This is a genomic window from Microcystis sp. M113S1 (assembly GCF_020246945.1).
Taxonomy (GTDB): domain Bacteria; phylum Cyanobacteriota; class Cyanobacteriia; order Cyanobacteriales; family Microcystaceae; genus Microcystis.
On the sequence record NZ_JADBSA010000005.1, the window covers coordinates 15,595 to 32,653 of the forward strand.

Genomic DNA, 17,059 nt, shown 5'->3' on the forward strand with positions numbered 1-17,059 from the left:
GGGAAAAGGGAGGCTTACAAGGCTTCACCCCAACCTACGTTCATCTTATATTTAATTCCACCCACCTACCTAAAAGGAGAATCTGATGTTCAAACTCGATACTTGCTGTACCCTCGTACCCTACTTTGAAGTACAAGAAGGAAAAATTGCTGCGTTTAAGGAACTAGGACTCAAGTTCGTTGAGAGAACCCGCACCGAAGATGGCTGTATCCATTATGCTTTTTCCTTTAGCGGCAATATTGTTCATTGCCGCGAGGGTTACGTCGATGCTTCCGCAGTTCTTGCTCACCTGCAAAACGTCGGGGAATTGCTAGACAAACTTCTCAAAATCGCCAAGATTATTCGCCTAGAAGTTCACGCTCCCGCTTCCGAAATCGAAAAGCTGCGGGAGCCGTTGGCTTCTCTTAACCCTCAGTTCTTCATTCTCGACGAAGGTATTCGCCGCACCAGCGAAGCTTAATCAATTAGCCTAATTGTACTCCATTATCCCTAGATTCTGGCATCTTCAAGCAACTTGAAAACAACAAAAAAGCACCCCCTCGCGGGAGTGCCTTTTCGTTCAGACTAGGAATTAACCATTGATAGCAGGAGCAATCAGAGCTACAGGAGCTTGTTCACCACTAGCTAAGTCTAAGGGGAAGTTGTGAGCGTTGCGCTCGTGCATTACTTCCATACCGATACCAGCGCGGTTTAATACATCGGCCCAAGTACCAATTACACGACCTTGAGAATCGAGAATCGACTGGTTGAAGTTGAAACCGTTGAGGTTGAACGCCATGGTGCTAACACCCATTGCCGTAAACCAGATACCGATTACCGGCCATGCACCCAAGAAGAAATCGAAGTGTCGGGAGCGCCGTCCTACAGACCGCGCTCCAGAACACAACGGACAGGCACTGAACTGCTGGCAAAGCTTGATAGTAGGATCAATATCATGAATTGATCCTACAGAACGATCTATACCCCGTTAAAACCCGTGTCAAGGGGGCGATAAGGGAGCGGGGAGAAAAAAGCTGATTACTGATTACTGACTCCCCAAAAGCAAAACTTCCTATCTCACCATTGAGATCACGGCTGTAACAACTCCCTTGGATCGGTGACTTCCCCTTTAATCGCTGCCGCTACCACCATCGCCGGACTCATCAACAAAGTACGCCCGGAAGCGGAACCTTGACGACCTTTAAAGTTACGATTGGAGGAGGAGGCGCTGATCTGATCTCCCTGCAATTTATCGGGATTCATGGCTAAACACATGGAACAGCCCGCCTCGCGCCATTCAAAGCCCGATGCTAGGAAAATTTGGTCTAATCCTTCCGCTTCCGCCTGTTTTTTGACTCTTTCGGAACCGGGGACGATAAAAGCTTTCACATTGGGGGCAACACGATGACCTTGGGCAAATTTGGCCGCTTCGCGCAGATCACTGATCCGGCCGTTAGTACAGCTACCGACGAAGCAGACATCGATTTTTGTGCCTTTAATCGGGGTGCCGGGGGTGAGTTTCATGTATTGATAGGCTTCCTCTGCGATCGCTCTTTCACTTTCTGGTAAACTCTCGGAAGTGGGAATGACTTCGTTAACCCCGATTCCTTGGCCGGGAGTGATCCCCCAAGTAACTGTGGGTTCGATTTCACTGGCATCGAAGACCACTACATCGTCATAAACCGCATCGGCATCGCTTTTAATGCTTTCCCACCAATTAACCGCACTTTCCCAGTCTTTAGGCGCAAAATCACGACCTTTGAGGTAATCGTAGGTGATCTGATCGGGGTTGATATAACCACATCGGGCCCCACCTTCGATCGCCATGTTACAAATCGTCATTCTTTCTTCCATGAACATCCGTTCAATTGTACTACCAGCGTACTCATAGGCGTAACCAACACCGCCTTTAACGCCCAATTGACGAATAATATGGAGAATTGCATCTTTAGCATAGACACCGGGGTTTAAATCGCCGTTTACCTCCACTCGACGCACTTTTAATTTCGATAGGGATAGGGTTTGGGTAGCAAGAACATCGCGCACTTGGGAAGTTCCGATACCAAAAGCGATCGCCCCAAAAGCGCCGTGGGTGGAGGTGTGGGAGTCACCACAGGCGATCGTCATCCCCGGTTGGGTTAGACCCCGTTCGGGAGCGATCACATGAACTATGCCCTGATTGCCGGAACCGATGCCGTAGAAAGGAATATCATTGGTTTGAACATTAGTTTCGATCGCCCGGATCATTTCCTCGGCCAAATCGTCAAGGAAAGGACGCGCCTGATTTTCGGTGGGGACGATGTGATCGACGGTGGCAATAGTCCGTCCTGGAAATAATACTTTTAAACCCCTTTCTCTCAGCATCGAAAAAGCTTGCGGACTGGTGACTTCATGGACTAGATGCAGTCCGATAAATAATTGTGTCTGTCCACTGGGAAGAATCTTAACCGTGTGTGCGTCCCAGACTTTATCGAATAACGTTCTTGCGCTCATTGACCTTGGAATGATAGTCATCTCCCTAATCATATCAGCTAACCTGATCCGATAAATATTAATTTTTTCTTTTCTCTTGGTTAGTAGGGATAATAGGTAAATAGCTCTGTTTTTGCCAGAGATTAAAACCATCAGTTTTTGAGTGAAATAAACGACTTTCGCTAATAACTATTTGAGTAATTCCTTCTGCTCCTTACCCCCCGATCCCTATAATTTTTCAAGAGGATTTAGCATAACATTTTCTAGGTTTGACTAACCCCTCAGTCCATAGCAAAAAAATTTTATTCTTTTCTTGTCACTGATAAATTATGCTCGCTAACTTTCTTGTTCAGATAAATTTCTCCGAGAACAATTAATCCTAGAATCAGAGGTAAACTCAGCCATGCTCCTAGGATTCCTAAGTAGTTAATACTCAGAGCAATCAGGAGAGTTATCCCCATATAAATAATCGCTACTTGTGGATGAGACCAGCCAGACTTTTGTAATCTTTGATAAAGGTGACTGCGGTGAGCTTGGAAGATATTTTCCTTTCTTATTAATCGACAAATAAGGGTATAAATAGCATCACCAATCAGAGGTAAAGTGATAGTTAAAGCTGACCAAGCTTGACTTTGATTGCCCTGGTTATTAAGTAAAACCATAGCGACAATTGCCCCTAAACTGGTGCTACCCACATCACCCATAAAAATTTTCGCTGGCGACCAATTCCAGAGGAGAAAACCGCCTAAAGCTGCCACTAAAAGCCATAAAATTGGTTGCTGAAAATAGAGAGCGAGAAATCCTAATTGTACCGCCGTACAGCCAGCCACCAAGCCATCGAGACCATCCATAAAATTATAAAAATTAATGATCGCGGTCAGGCCGATAATTGTGAGAATAATAGCCAAAATTTTGCCGACAAAACCTAAATCTAATAGCCACGATTGGGGAAAAGCACCGAAAAAAGTGACCGCAACACTAGCGGAGGATAACTGCACTAAATAGCGAATACTAGAGGGAATACCGCGACGATCATCGAGAAGGCCGATAATAATTAAAGGAGTCAGGGACAACCACAGGGGAATGAGAGGTAGGGAAGGAGGAAGGAGAAAATAACTGAGGCCGCTGGTCAGAGCAAAAGCGACAACAAAACCGAGTCCACCCCCCCTAGGTGTGGGTTGACTATGGCTGCTACGCTCATTGGGAATATCTAACAATTGTTGACTAAAACGTTGTTTAATCAGGGCAACCACCAGAAAACTAATCAGAAAACTGATGACTGACAGTAGGGATAATAACATAGGGATTTTCGCACTCAGATTAATTATCGATCCTACGTTGTTCGGTGACAAAAAGTGCCAATTCAAAAGCAAAGGCGCTCCGGGGTTTGGGGGATATGAGTAGAAATTTTAGGTTTAACCTACTCTCGATCGCTTTTTACCTGACTGATGCGACGAACGTTTAAAACATCGATCATCAGCTTAATTTGACTAACACAGCGTTCAAATTGTTGCAGGTCTTTTACTTCAATTTTCAGGGAAATTAAAGCGGGTTTACCGAAATTAGTCTTAACTCCGGCATTGCGAACGTTAATATTTTGGTCACTTAAACGAGAGAGAATATCTTTTAAAACCCCGACGCGATCGATCACTTCAATCTGAATATTTACCGGATAAGTTTGATAACGTCCCTGCTCATCTATAGGGTTCCAACTAACAGGAATTAAGCGTTCAGCTTCGGCTTTTTCCACATTCGAGCAGCCCTGACGGTGAATAACAATGCCTTCCCCCGCATGGGCAACTATACCGGTAATATTTTCTCCGGGTAAAGGACAACAACAACCGGCCAAACGATAGACTAATCCCTCCACACCGGCGATCGGTGATTTACTAACGGGTAAAGCCCTTTGAACGGGAGAAGGTGGTAGAATCAATTGGGAATCAGTCAGGACATCGGGCGGATTTTTGACCGTTAAAATTTCCTGTTGATTTTTAACTGTTTCTTGCAGACGATTAACCACATTTTTTAGGGTAACTTCGCCGTAACCTAAGGCCGCCAATAAATCATCTACTGCCACATAATTGCACTGTTTAGCCACCGATTGCATTCGTTCTGATTTCAGCAGGGCATCGAAGCCAGTTTTACCCAATTCTTTCTCTAATAAATCACGACCTCGGCTAATATTTTCTTCTCGTCGCGATTTTTTGTACCATTGCCGGATGCGATTTCTGGCGCTAGGAGTAACGACAAAATTTAACCAATCTAAACTAGGGTGACTATGCTTGCTGGTGAGAATTTCCACCAGATCACCATTTTGCAAGGGAGCATCAAGAACTGACCATTTACCATTAATTCTTGCCCCTTTCATCTGATTACCTACTTCGCTATGAATATGATAGGCAAAATCTACCGGTGTCGCACCTTGGGCGAGGGCCACCACATCACCTTTGGGGGTGAAAACATAGATATCTTCTTCAAAGAAATTATTTTTCAGACCATCCATGTATTCTTGGCCATCTTTCAGGTCTTTTTGCCAGTCGAGAAGATTACGCAGCCAAGAGAATTTTTCATCAGCGGCGGTTAAAGTTGTTTGACTAGAACCGGTTTCTTTATACTTCCAATGGGCTGCAATCCCGTATTCAGCAACATGGTGCATTTCTAGGGTGCGAATCTGCACTTCTAGGGGACGGGCATTTAAACCAACAACGGTGGTATGGAGGGATTGATAACGGTTAGCTTTTGGTAAACCGATATAGTCTTTAAAACGGTTAGGAATCGGAGTAAATTGGTCGTGAACTACGGCTAAACAACGATAACATTCCTCTTTGGTTTCGACGATAATGCGGACGGCGGCTATATCATAAATCTGCTCGAATTCTTTGCCTTGATTGTGCATTTTATGATAGATGCCGTAGAGATGTTTGGGGCGACCCTGTAAATCAAGAACTTTTATGCCAATTTCTTGCAATTTTTCCCGCAATGTGTTAGTGACAGTTTCGATGCGGGCCTCTCGATCGATACGTTTTTCCGATACCAATAACTGCACAGTGCGATAAGCATCGGGTTCGAGGTATTTAAAGCATAAATCCTCTAATTCCCATTTAAATCTGCCAATCCCTAAACGGTTAGCCAAGGGAGCAAAGATTTCTCTAGTTTCGAGGGCGATGCGTTGCTGCTGTTGCGGGGTAAGGTGTTCGAGGGTTTGCATATTGTGCAGGCGATCGGCTAATTTTACCACGATGACGCGGATATCTTGAGCCATCGCCAGGAACATTCGGCGAAAATTCTCCGCTTGCCGTTCAGTTTTGCTAGAAAAGTTGAATTTGGAGAGTTTTGTCACCGCTTCCACCAAATTACGCACCTCAACACCGAATCTAGCCTCGATTTCTTCGGGGGTGACTTCCGTATCTTCCACCACATCGTGAAGGAATCCGGCTGCGATCATTGCCCCATCACCCCCCAGATCCCGCAGTAATCCCGCTACGGCTATAGGATGGGCGATATAGGGTTCCCCGGATTTGCGATACTGGCCCTCGTGGAGTTTGTGGGCGAAATTAAAAGCCTTGCAGATTAAATCGATATCGGGATTCTGGGGGTCGTTTTCGTAGGTAATTAGGCATTCTTTCAGCCAATCGGGTAAAACTAACGCTTTTTTCGGTTCCGTGGCCCGGGGAAGGACGGTGAGGGTTTCTGGTTGGATGGCAGTGATGGCGTTCATGGTTAGATCGGGGGGATAATAGGGACGAGAGGGGGGGGAGACGGATAACTAGAAAATTATTAGGCCGAAGGGATGCCAGATTGCTTAACTCTCTAACACTGGAATCGGATCGATCGGCGAAAAGGGCGGGATTCTTTTAAGTTTTTGTCTCTGCTCGGGAGGAGGACTTGCCACCGTGATGGCAAATCGTTAATCTTATGTAACAAATTCTAACGCGCTTTGTATTGGATGCTACCGACAAATTACCATCAAGCCTACAAATCTTTGTTAAGAAAACTGGAGGATTTCAGTCTTGCCCTTCTGGATGGGGACGCTTCCACGGGGTTACAATCTTTTCAAGCTTTACAAACCTGTCTAGAAGGGGAGATATTGTCACTAAATGATGACAATTTAAGCCCAGAGGTGGCTAATCGTTGGCGCGCGGTCCAGACGGAACTATATCGATCCTGGCGATTGCTGGAGACGGACTGGTTATTTTTGGCCTCAGCGCGGCAAGGACGGGAGAAACGTTTACAGATAATTAGCGATCGAGTGGCGACTTTAAAGGGGTATTGTCGGGTTTTGTTAGGGGAAGTTGTCGATTAGTGATTAAATGCTCGATCGCCGTTTGTGTGGCATACTTGACCCTAAGTAGGTAGGCGTTAAAAATTATCAGATCCCCCCGCCTATCGGCACCCCCCTTATCAAGGGGGGCAGGGGGGATCAGAGGCAAAATCTATCTTCGATTTAATTATAACTACTTACTTAAGTCCTAACTTTTATCGTTACCGATCGCGTCATGTTGGAAATTAAAGACCTAAAAATTGCCTACCCGACAGAATTAAGTTCTCCCTCTTGGGCGATCGATGGGGTATCTTTTAGTATAGGCAAAGGGGAAACTTTGGGATTAGTGGGTGAATCTGGTTGTGGAAAATCGACCATCGGTAAGGCTATTTTAAGGTTATTACCCAATCGCACTCACGTGGAAGGTGAGATTATCTTTGAAGAGCGATCGCTTTTATCTTTATCTAGCAAACAGTTAGAAAAGTTTCGCGGGGAAGCGGTGGGATTAGTCTTTCAAGATCCGATGACGCGACTGGATCCGCTGATGACTATTGGCGATCATTGTGTGGAAACTTTGCAAGCTCATCGAGGAAATTTAACCTATCGTCAAGCTAAAAGTCAAGCTTGTACTGTCCTAGAAAAAGTCAAAATTCCTGCTAATCGTTGGTCTCAATATCCTCACGAGTTTAGCGGGGGAATGCGGCAAAGAGTGGCCATTGCTTTAGCTTTATTATTAAACCCTAAGTTAATTATTGCCGATGAACCTACCACCAGTTTAGATGTGACAGTTTCGGCGGAAATTCTGCGGGAATTAAAGCGTTTATGTAGCGAGGAACAGATGGGATTATTGTTAATTTCCCATGATTTAGCGATGGTGGGAGAATATTGCGATCGATTAGCGGTGATGAAGGGTGGCAAAATTGTCGAATCGGGATTGGTAAAAACAGTTTTTAAAGCGCCTCAACACCCCTACACTCGTTCTCTTTTGACTGCCGCTTTACACCTACAGTTACGGGAGGAAAAATCAACGGCAATTCAAGGCAAGGAAACGGTGTTAAAGGTGGATAATTTAAAACAGTATTATAGCCTAGAAGGTAACTTTTTAGATAGTTTTTTCAAAAAAGAAAAGAAATTTATTAAAGCGGTAGATGAAGTCAATTTTGAACTGTATCGAGGGGAAATTTTCGGTTTAGTTGGGGAGTCGGGGTGTGGGAAAAGTACCCTATCGAGAACCCTATTACAGTTAATTAAACCCACTGGGGGAAAAGTGGAATTTTTAGGAGAAGATTTAACCCCTTTGTCGGGGGAAAAAATGCGTCCAAAACGGCGCTTAATGCAGATGATTTTTCAGGATCCCCTCGCTTGTCTCAATCCTCTAATGACGGTGGGAGAAAGTATTGCCGATCCGCTTTTTATCCATCAAAAAGTTAATCTAGAAACGGCTAAAAAACAGGTTTTAGAAATGTTAGATCGAGTCGGGTTAACACCAGTAGAGGAATTTTATCGACGCTATCCTAGAGAGTTATCGGGAGGACAACAGCAAAGGGTAGCCATTGCTCGCGCTTTAATTACTCGTCCAGAATTAGTTATTTGTGATGAACCGGTTAGTATGCTCGATGCGAGTGTCCAGACACAGGTTTTAGAGTTAATGTTAGAGTTACAAAAGTTATTTAATCTAACTTATTTATTTATAACTCATGATCTTTGGTTAGCGAGATTCCTCTGCGATCGAATTGCGGTGATGACTGCGGGTAAAATAGTTGAAATGGGTGACACTGAACAGATTTTTAGCCATCCCCAACACCCCTACACCCAAAAATTAATCGCAGCAGCCCCGAGAATTTATCCCGATAGGAACTAAAATTGCTCTGGGGGTTTATAATTGTTATTATCTAGATATAGTTAGGAAAGACAAAATGGCCAGACAACTTCAGATAACTCTCCCTGAAGATACCATGCAACTTCTCGATCGATGGTTGGCGAGTAGTGATTATCCTGAAAAAGAATATAATAATTTAATTAATGAAGCGATTAAATTATATATTATGGAACAACAGAGAAACTACCTCAAGCAACAATTAAAAGAAGGAGCTATTGTTAGAGCAGAAAGAGATTTAAATTTAGCACAAGATTGGTTTTCTCTAGAGGAAAAATTATGGTAATAATGATTATTTTTAAAGTTAAAAAACTGCTCAAAAAATTCGTCTTTAGTCTCCAAGAGGAAGGATGGAAACCAGCACTCAAAAAGACGAAACGAAAAATTATTAAAATTCTCACAGGAAAGAGTTCCTCTGAATTTGAAGAACAGGTGCTTGAAAGTGCTAAATTAGCTGAACCGCGACCCCTAGAAATTGCCAGCAGTGATGATCCTTTAGTCTCGATTATTATTCCTGTTTATAACCAATTTGCCTACACCTTTAACTGCTTGGAATCCTTGAGTGTTAACCTAAGTCCTGATTTAGCTTATGAGATAATCATTGTTAATGATGCTTCCAGCGATGAAACCTTAGAACAATTAGCAACTTTAGTTACAGGAATCAAAGTATTAAATAATGCGGAAAACTCTGGTTTTATTCGTTCCTGTAATTATGGGGCTAGTCAAGCAAAAGGTCAATACCTATATTTTCTCAATAACGATACTAGAATTCTGGAAAACTGTCTAGAAAGTTTAGTGAAATTAATTATCAATAATCCCCAAGTTGGTGCGGTGGGTTCTAAGTTAATTTATGCTAATAGTAAACAACAAGAAGCGGGGGGAATTATCTGGAATTCTGCCGATGGTTGGAATTATGGACGCTTAGATAGTCCCGATGAACCGGAATATAATTATGTCCGTCCCGTGGACTATTGTTCGGGGGCCAGTTTATTAGTTCCTACAGATTTATTTAAGCAATTAGGTGGTTTTTGTCAAGACTTTATCCCCGCATATTACGAAGATACAGACTTATGTTTTGCCATCCGAGAATTGGGTTATCAAGTTCTCTATCAACCCCAATCTAACGTCATTCACTACGAAGGAATCACCTCGGGAACAGACCTTTCCAGTGGGATCAAACAATATCAAGTTATTAATCAAACTAAGTTTCGAGAAAAATGGTCAAAGGTATTAACCAAACACCTAAATAACGATGCTAATAATGTACCCAAAGCTGCCCGACGTTTACAAGGAAAACCGACAATTTTAGTCATCGATTCCTACGTTCCACTATACGATCGAGAATCCGGCTGTGTGCGTTTATTAAATATTCTTAAGCTACTGCTCAATTTAGGCTATTCAGTGATTTTCTTTCCCGATAATGGCTATCCTGAACAACCCTATACTTCTGTACTGCAACAGATGGGAATTGAAGTTATTTATGGCACACCACAAAGATATAATCTAGAAGAAAAATTAATCAAATATTTACCCCTGATAGATGGAGTTTGGTTGTGTCGTCCCGAATTGTGCGATAAGTATATGGATTTAATTCGCTTAAAAACAAAAGCACCAATTATTTATGATACAATTGACCTGCATTTTCTGCGTTTAAAACGACAAAAAGACTATCTCGATCCCAGTTACCAAAATACTAGCTGGAGTTGGCAAACCTATCAGAAATTAGAGTTAAACTATGCTAATCAAGCGGAAGCAACCGTGGTAGTAACAGAAGATGAAAAGCAGGTTTTATACTCTTTGGGGGTGAAAAATGTTTGGGTAATCCCCAATATTCACGAGGAAATTTCCCTGTCAGAAAAAGTTGCTTTTGACCAGCGAGCCGGTTTAGTATTTATTGGTAGCTACAATCACCCTCCTAATATTGATGCAGTTAAGTGGTTATGTTTAGAAATTATGCCCTTAGTTTGGGCATCTCGTCCCGATATTACCGTTAATTTATTGGGAAGTAACCTCAAGGATGAAGTGAAAGAATTAGCCAGTGATCAAGTGATTGTTACCGGTTATGTTCCCGAAGTAGAACCCTATTTTCAAAAGAGTCGTGTTTTTGTTGCCCCCCTGCGATTTGGTGCGGGAATGAAGGGTAAAATAGGTCAAAGTCTTTCCCTAGGATTACCGACTATTACCACAAAAATTGGTGCCGAAGGTATGGGATTAATTGACCACCAAGATGTTTTAATTGCCGATACTGACGAGGAATTTGCCCAAGCAGTGATCGAACTCTATGATAATAGGGAATTGTGGCAAAAACTCGCTAATAATTCCCTAGAAACTATTAAGAGATACCAACCCGCTACCGTGCAAAATAACCTACAAGCTTTGTTATCGAGTCTAGGAATTATTGCTAAGGATAGTTAACAAGAAAAAAGCTCATTTCTCCCACAGGTCTATTCTATGTCACCGCCACCAAATAAACTCTAGAATCCGCAATTTTGCAGAATTAAAAACCTATTGAGAGGCATTACTGATTTGATAAACGCCAACTTTTTCTAGAAGGAATTCCTGACTATAATGCCATAGTTTGCCTCGAAAAAGTTGACAAGACAATCTAAAAAACTTGGCAATTAATGCCCGTTTATTTCTGACTAACGACTGAATTATCATTTTTCCCTTTCCCCTTTTTCCTTTCCCCCTTTCCCCTTGAAAAAATATGCCAACTTATCCTGATATCTCCAGTCAAGCTTTTAAACATCCCCTAGATCAGCAAGCTGAACAGGCCTTAAGATCAGTTCCGGGGTTTGACTTATTAGCGAAAAGTTTTTCCGAATATCTCTATGAACGTCCCCAGCAAATTTTATTAATGGGCAATGATCTAAAAGTCGGCCCGCGTCAATACGCCACTTTATACGGTATATATCGCCAATGTCTGCGGGATTTAGATATGTTCCCAGAACCGAATCTTTATGTCAGTCAAAACCCTTTAGCCAATGCCTATTCTTTGGGTTCGGAACATCCCTACATTGTCCTTAATACTGCCCTTTTAGACCTTTTAGATGAAGAAGAAATTCGGGTAATTCTTGCCCACGAATTAGGTCATTTAAAATGCGATCATAGTATTTTAATTCAAATGTCTTTTTGGGTGATGGGGGCGGCTAATTTCCTTGGGGGCATCACCTTAGGACTAGGAAAAGCCATTACTACCGGTCTAGTTTATGCCTTTTATGAATGGCGCAGAAAAGCAGAATTATCAGCAGACAGAGCCGCTTTATTAGTTAGTGATGATTTAAATTTAGTCCTGAGAACTTTAATGAAATGTGCAGGAGGAAGTCAAAAATATCTGCATGAATGCAACTTAGAAGAATTTATTCGCCAAGGGGAAGCCTACCGACAATTAGACCAAGATAACTTAAACCAGATTTATAAATTTCTCATTTATAATGGCGGTAATGGTTCCTTTTTAACCCATCCTTTTTCCGTGGAAAGAGTGCATTATCTACAGGAATGGTTTAACTCGGAATCCTATCGTCAAATTCGCCGGGGAAACTATGCCAAAACAGGGGTAAAAAGCTCAATTAATGTTGATGCTCATGATAGCGAAAGCGAAAGATTGAGGCGACAAATAGCAGAACTACAAGCAGAAATTGAACGGGCAAAAAGACAAAAAAACCACGAATAACCTATACGAAGGCGGTCGGCGGTCGGCAGCTTTGTTCTCCCCACACCCTACTTCCCCCACACCCCACACCCTTTACTGATCACTGAAAATTCCCTCCTCTGTGTTTTGCCGATTTGGTGGGTACAATAGAGATATCGGAGACTGAGAATAGCAATTCTCCCTACGATTGTCGATAAACACTTACCCCCACTCTCTCTTTTTTGTTCTATTGCCCATGCTCCAAGATACCCAATCCATTCGTTACTATCAAAGACTAACCGATGACATGGTGGATCTTTGGCACCGTGGCTCGCGTTTTGATGAGATCCGGCTATATGTAGAAGGCTATTTAGCCTGTTTACGCGATTCTAATTCCATAGAACCCTATCTAATTCATCGTCTCGAAGAAGAAATTTTTCGCTTTCTGCGAGATCCTTCTAATTTTGAATATCTCTCCCCCCAAACCCAAACCCAAACTGAAGCAGATTATGGCTATTATTAACCTTTACTCTTGCCTCATCTCCACAAGCAATTTAAATGCGCGGACAGCTGATCAGGACAATTGGGGATTTTTACCAGAGAGCTACTGAGCTTGACAGGAACGAGATTGGGTCATCTGTAGAACAATAGTATCGATCGCTTTCACCAGGGACTGTCCAGAAACCCGTTGATTATTAACGATAATGCTAAATAACATCGGTCCTTGGTTGGGGTGTTCTAGATAGCCCGATAAGGCCCGCACACCAGTAAGAGTGCCAGTTTTGGCGTAAACTGTGCCAGTAGCGGCCGTCTGACGCATTCGGTTTCTCAGGGTGCCACTAATTCCCGCTACCGGTAAGGAAGCATAGAAAGTATCTCGATTAGGAGAATAATACATCACCCGCAAAATTTCCACGATCGAGCGGGGAGTAGCGGTATTATGGCGGGATAATCCCGAACCATCGGCTAGACGAAAACCACTGGGATTGATGCCCAATTGTGCCAAGATGGCAGTAACACTTTTAGAACCGCCGATAAAGCGAAAAAGAGTTTCAGCGTAGAAATTATTACTTCTCTGATTAGTGATATTAACCCAATCGCGCAGGGATTTTTTCTGAATTGTCGTTTCCGGGTTCATCACCTGTAAAGCGGCAGCCGTGGTAAATAACTTTGTATTAGAAGCAGGGATAAAATAGCGATCGGCGTTATGACTATAAATAACTGTTTGGCGATCGATAGATTCGATTAATATACCCCACTGATTGGGAGCTTGACTAATAACTTTATCGATATTTGCCCCGATCAATTGAGTACAGGTATTATTGGTGTTATTGCTTTCTGGAGGGGGAACGTATAATTCTATGGATTCGTTCGACGAGGAAGGATGGGGATAAACAGACAGATTAACTTGAGCGATGCTAGGGTAGGCCAAAGCGATAGTGGCTACACTAGCCACTGTCAACGAATTGAGGCAATTGAGGAGTTGTTTCATGCTGTGTTTGTGTCAGAGTCTGGTTTTCGTAAGCGTTCGCACCATTGTACCAGTTGTCGCTCAAGTGTCAAAGTTACCTTTCTAACAGATTTTAGCGGCCGATTCTCACCAATGCCAGAGAAGAAAGCTTGTGATAGCCCGGAACTGCACCGATACCCCTTCTCAAGACCGGTTGGGATTTTTCTGGGTTCCAAAACCGTGCTATTTTGATAGCCGTGACATTACTGCTGACAATTTGGGGATAATAAAAGCAAAGTGTAGGAGAGATGATTCCAAAACAATGACGAATACCAGCCGTCAAACTGTGCTAGAGACGTTAAACTTACAAAAAACTTATCGGACGGGATTCTGGTTAGATAAAAAAATCGAATCCTTGAAAAACTGCACTTTAATTGTCCATGAGGGCGAAACCTTTGGATTATTAGGCCCAAACGGTGCGGGCAAAACCACGCTCTTAAAAACCCTTTTGGGGATTGTCCGACCCACTTCCGGACGGGCCTTGATTCTCGGTCAGCCAATTGGCGATCGCTCGGTCAGGCAACGCATCGGCTATCTTCCCGAAAATGCCTACTACTACGACTATCTCACCGGCTGGGAATTCCTACAATTAATCGCCAGCATTTTTGAAATTCCCGCTTCTGTGCAGAAAAAACGCATTCCTGAATTATTGGATTTAGTGGGATTAGACCGCAAAACTGCCCAGAAAAAGCAATTGCGTCAATATTCTAAGGGGATGATGCAACGGATTGGTATAGCCCAAGCATTAATCAATGATCCCGAATTAGTCTTTCTCGATGAACCGATGTCGGGACTGGATCCTATCGGTCGCTATCAGGTGCGGGAAATTATTCAATCCCTCAAACAACAGGGGAAAACCATCTTTTTTAACTCTCATATTCTCTCCGATGTGGAACAAATTTGCGATCGCATTGCCCTGTTGGCCCGGGGAGAATTACTCTGTGTTGGTTCCCTCGACCAAATTCTCGGTCGTGCTGATGTCTATCAGGTGATTGTTCAAGGTGGGAGGGAAGATCAACTACAGCAATGGATACTCGGTTTGCATTGGCGCGATCATTGTTGGCACGGACAATTACAGGGAGAACCCGATGCTTTTCTGGCTGCCCTGTCTAGTATCGATGCGCGCTTGATTAGTCTTAATTTAGCTCGTGCTTCCCTAGAAGAATTTTTTATCGACCAATTACGTCAGCGCGGTATTACCTCTAGTCAATAAGCACTCTCATGCCAAATCCGTTTTTAGTAATAGGATTAACTTCCAATCCCACTGTAAAAACCCGGTTATGGATTGTTTCTCGCCGCTCCGGCCCTCCGCTCCTCCCCTATACCTTTTAAACAGGATTTAGGATCAGAGGGGGGTAAGTAAGGATTGATGATATTCAATCCCCCCAGCTACGATCGAATTATCTTAATCTGTAAGGGGAAGTTGCCAAAAAGGAGACGATCGTGCGACGGGGAAGACATAAAATTTTTATCGGCATGGCCCCGGGGGTCGGGAAAACTTACAAGATGCTGGAGGAGGGGCATAGTCTCAGAAAGCAGGGAACCGACGTGGTGATCGGACTTCTCGAAACCCACGGCAGGAAAGAGACCGCCGAAAAAGCCGAGGGATTGGAAATCGTAGCGAGAAAAATCCTAGAGAAAGAGGGATTCACTCTCTCGGAAATGGATACGGAAGCGATTATCGCCCGCTCGCCGCAGCTGTGTCTCATCGATGAATTAGCCCACACGAACGCACCCGGTTCGGAGCGAGAGAAACGCTTTCAGGACGTGGAGATAATTTTATCCCGGGGAATCGATGTTTACTCTACCGTGAATATCCAGCATATCGAGAGTTTAAACGATCTGGTCGCCCGAATCACCGGGGTGGTGGTTCGGGAGAGAATACCCGATCGAATTTTGGAGGAAGCTGATGAAGTGATCGTGGTAGATGTTACTCCCGAAACCCTAGAGGAAAGATTATTAGCTGGAAAAATCTACGCTCCCGAAAAGATCCAACAATCTTTAAATAATTTCTTTCAACGGCGCAATTTAATCGCCCTACGGGAACTCGCCCTGCGCGAAGTGGCCGATACGGTAGAAGAAGAAGCGAGTAATTTGACCAAATTCATCGGTCAATCCTGTCCCGTTCACGAACGCGTATTAGTCTGTATTTCCACCTATCCAAACTCTTTACGATTATTACGTCGGGGAGCGAGAATAGCGGGGTATATGAACGCGGAATTTTTCGTGATTTTCGTCGATAACCCCGAGCGCTTTCTCACCAGAGAGGAGGCTTTACATATCGAAACCTGCGAACGTTTATGTCGGGAATTCGAGGGGAAATTCTTACGGATTAAAAGCTATCAGGTGGCGGAAGCGATCGCCGAGGTGGCCGAGCGCGAACGAATTACCCAGATCGTGATCGGGGAGAGCCTTCAATCGCGCTGGAAGCATTTAATCAAAGGTTCTTTCACCCAAAAACTCATACGCCTGATCTGGCAGAAAAATATCGATCTTCACATCATCGCCACCGAACCAAAAGTACCGATTAAAAATTCGCGAGCTAAGGGGACGAAAAGATAACCACCGCTCCGCTATTTACCAACGAAGTGCTGGTGAAAAAATTTTCCTTCTACTAGCAACAGGTTTCAAGATTTTAAGTCTAACTATTATTTAAATAAGAGCGTTGCTGAATCAAGGTATGAATGACAACCTTGCACCCATCCAAAAGTTAGTTTTGGTCTAGGTTTTAAAAATCCCACAAAAGAAGATTCATATCTCAAATCAGCAACGCCGAATAATCAAGATCTTAATATTGCCGTAACGCATCAAAAACTTTTCTTTTCTAGAATTGCCAATCGTAACCGGCGATCAAGCGAAAATAAACCGGTAAAATCTGAATAGAACTCGTTGCTTTTGCGATCGCTAATACCGCATCTACAGCAGTTATCATCAATCCCAGTCAAACTTTTCCCTTTTGGACAATTGCCAAAAAATCCTGATAATTAATTATTAGGAGTTAGGAGTCAGGAGTCAGTATTCAGTATTCAGGAGATAGGGTGATAGGGTGATAGGGTTTTGGGGTGATAGGGTGATGAGACAGCTTCCCCACTTCCCCACTTCCCCACTTCCCCACTTCCCCACTTCCCACTTCCCCTCTCAAATCAGCAACGCCTTGGCTTCTCTGGGATGATATTCTAGGAGTTAATCTTTATCGAAAATTTGGGTTGAAAACCCCGCCCTTTAGGGTCACGGAGGGCGGCTTGATTACTTTAACTTTTTAATCCAATCCCTGACAACTTCGGCAGCAGAAATTTGTTTTTGTTGAGCATACCGTTTTAGTTTTTCTAG

Annotated in this window: 14 protein-coding genes and 1 pseudogene; 9 read left to right on the top strand and 6 right to left on the bottom strand. The window is 43.4% G+C overall.

The features are described 5' to 3' along the window. Window positions 1–85 precede the first annotated feature (85 nt). Window positions 86–460: a putative quinol monooxygenase gene (locus IM319_RS00285; protein WP_287684497.1), complete on the top strand. Its 375-nt coding sequence runs from the start codon at window positions 86–88 to the stop codon at window positions 458–460. A gap of 111 nt (window positions 461–571) precedes the next feature. Here the strand turns inward: IM319_RS00285 and IM319_RS00290 are convergent. The 4 genes and pseudogenes from IM319_RS00290 to IM319_RS00305 form a co-directional block, all read right to left on the bottom strand. After that, window positions 572–853: pseudogene (locus tag IM319_RS00290) on the bottom strand (hypothetical protein); the annotation flags it as partial. A gap of 215 nt (window positions 854–1,068) precedes the next feature. Next, entirely contained in the window at window positions 1,069–2,472 is a 1,404-nt protein-coding gene (gene leuC / locus IM319_RS00295) for a 3-isopropylmalate dehydratase large subunit (RefSeq protein ID WP_287734213.1), read from the bottom strand. Between the two features lie 281 nt (window positions 2,473–2,753). Further along, entirely contained in the window at window positions 2,754–3,752 is a 999-nt protein-coding gene (locus IM319_RS00300; protein ID WP_287734214.1) for an MraY family glycosyltransferase, read from the bottom strand. Window positions 3,753–3,871: 119 nt separating this feature from the next. Further along, the gene (locus IM319_RS00305) at window positions 3,872–6,169 is read right to left on the bottom strand and encodes a RelA/SpoT family protein (protein ID WP_287734215.1); all 2,298 of its coding nucleotides are present in this window, start codon (window positions 6,167–6,169) and stop codon (window positions 3,872–3,874) included. Between the two features lie 228 nt (window positions 6,170–6,397). Between IM319_RS00305 and patD the strand changes: the two genes are divergently transcribed. The 4 genes from patD to IM319_RS00325 all read left to right on the top strand — a co-directional run bounded on the left by patD (window position 6,398) and on the right by IM319_RS00325 (window position 11,003). Further along, on the top strand, window positions 6,398–6,754 hold the full coding sequence (gene patD, locus IM319_RS00310) for a heterocyst frequency control protein PatD (RefSeq protein WP_287734216.1): 357 nt from the start codon (window positions 6,398–6,400) through the stop codon (window positions 6,752–6,754). A 193-nt stretch (window positions 6,755–6,947) separates the two neighbouring features. After that, window positions 6,948–8,573, top strand: coding sequence for a dipeptide ABC transporter ATP-binding protein (locus IM319_RS00315; protein WP_287734217.1), 1,626 nt, complete (start codon window positions 6,948–6,950; stop codon window positions 8,571–8,573). 55 nt (window positions 8,574–8,628) lie between these two features. Continuing rightward, a complete protein-coding gene (locus tag IM319_RS00320) occupies window positions 8,629–8,874 on the top strand; it encodes a hypothetical protein (RefSeq protein WP_287674604.1) in 246 nt (81 codons plus the stop codon). Then, window positions 8,868–11,003 carry a glycosyltransferase gene (locus IM319_RS00325; protein WP_287734218.1) on the top strand — a complete coding sequence of 712 codons (2,136 nt, stop codon included), beginning with the start codon at window positions 8,868–8,870 and terminating at the stop codon, window positions 11,001–11,003. The genes IM319_RS00320 and IM319_RS00325 overlap by 7 nt, the downstream gene beginning before the upstream one ends. 90 nt (window positions 11,004–11,093) lie before the next feature. Here the strand turns inward: IM319_RS00325 and IM319_RS00330 are convergent, their stop codons facing one another. After that, a complete protein-coding gene (locus tag IM319_RS00330; RefSeq protein WP_287684507.1) occupies window positions 11,094–11,249 on the bottom strand; it encodes a hypothetical protein in 156 nt (51 codons plus the stop codon). Between the two features lie 46 nt (window positions 11,250–11,295). Here IM319_RS00330 and IM319_RS00335 point away from each other — a divergent pair, with 46 nt between their 5' ends. Next, a complete protein-coding gene (locus IM319_RS00335; protein ID WP_287684508.1) occupies window positions 11,296–12,261 on the top strand; it encodes a M48 family metallopeptidase in 966 nt (321 codons plus the stop codon). 214 nt (window positions 12,262–12,475) lie between these two features. Continuing rightward, complete coding sequence (locus IM319_RS00340; protein ID WP_045356196.1) at window positions 12,476–12,742, top strand: DUF6761 family protein; 267 nt, start codon at window positions 12,476–12,478, stop codon at window positions 12,740–12,742. An 81-nt stretch (window positions 12,743–12,823) separates the two neighbouring features. On the opposite strand, the gene dacB is transcribed toward IM319_RS00340, so the two are convergent. Further along, the gene (gene dacB / locus IM319_RS00345) at window positions 12,824–13,711 is read right to left on the bottom strand and encodes a D-alanyl-D-alanine carboxypeptidase/D-alanyl-D-alanine endopeptidase (protein WP_287684514.1); all 888 of its coding nucleotides are present in this window, start codon (window positions 13,709–13,711) and stop codon (window positions 12,824–12,826) included. A gap of 280 nt (window positions 13,712–13,991) precedes the next feature. Here dacB and IM319_RS00350 point away from each other — a divergent pair, with 280 nt between their 5' ends. Both IM319_RS00350 and IM319_RS00355 read left to right on the top strand, forming a co-directional pair. Beyond that, a complete protein-coding gene (locus IM319_RS00350; protein WP_287734219.1) occupies window positions 13,992–14,942 on the top strand; it encodes an ABC transporter ATP-binding protein in 951 nt (316 codons plus the stop codon). Window positions 14,943–15,172: 230 nt separating this feature from the next. Beyond that, entirely contained in the window at window positions 15,173–16,291 is a 1,119-nt protein-coding gene (locus tag IM319_RS00355; RefSeq protein WP_287684511.1) for a universal stress protein, read from the top strand. Window positions 16,292–17,059 lie beyond the last annotated feature (768 nt).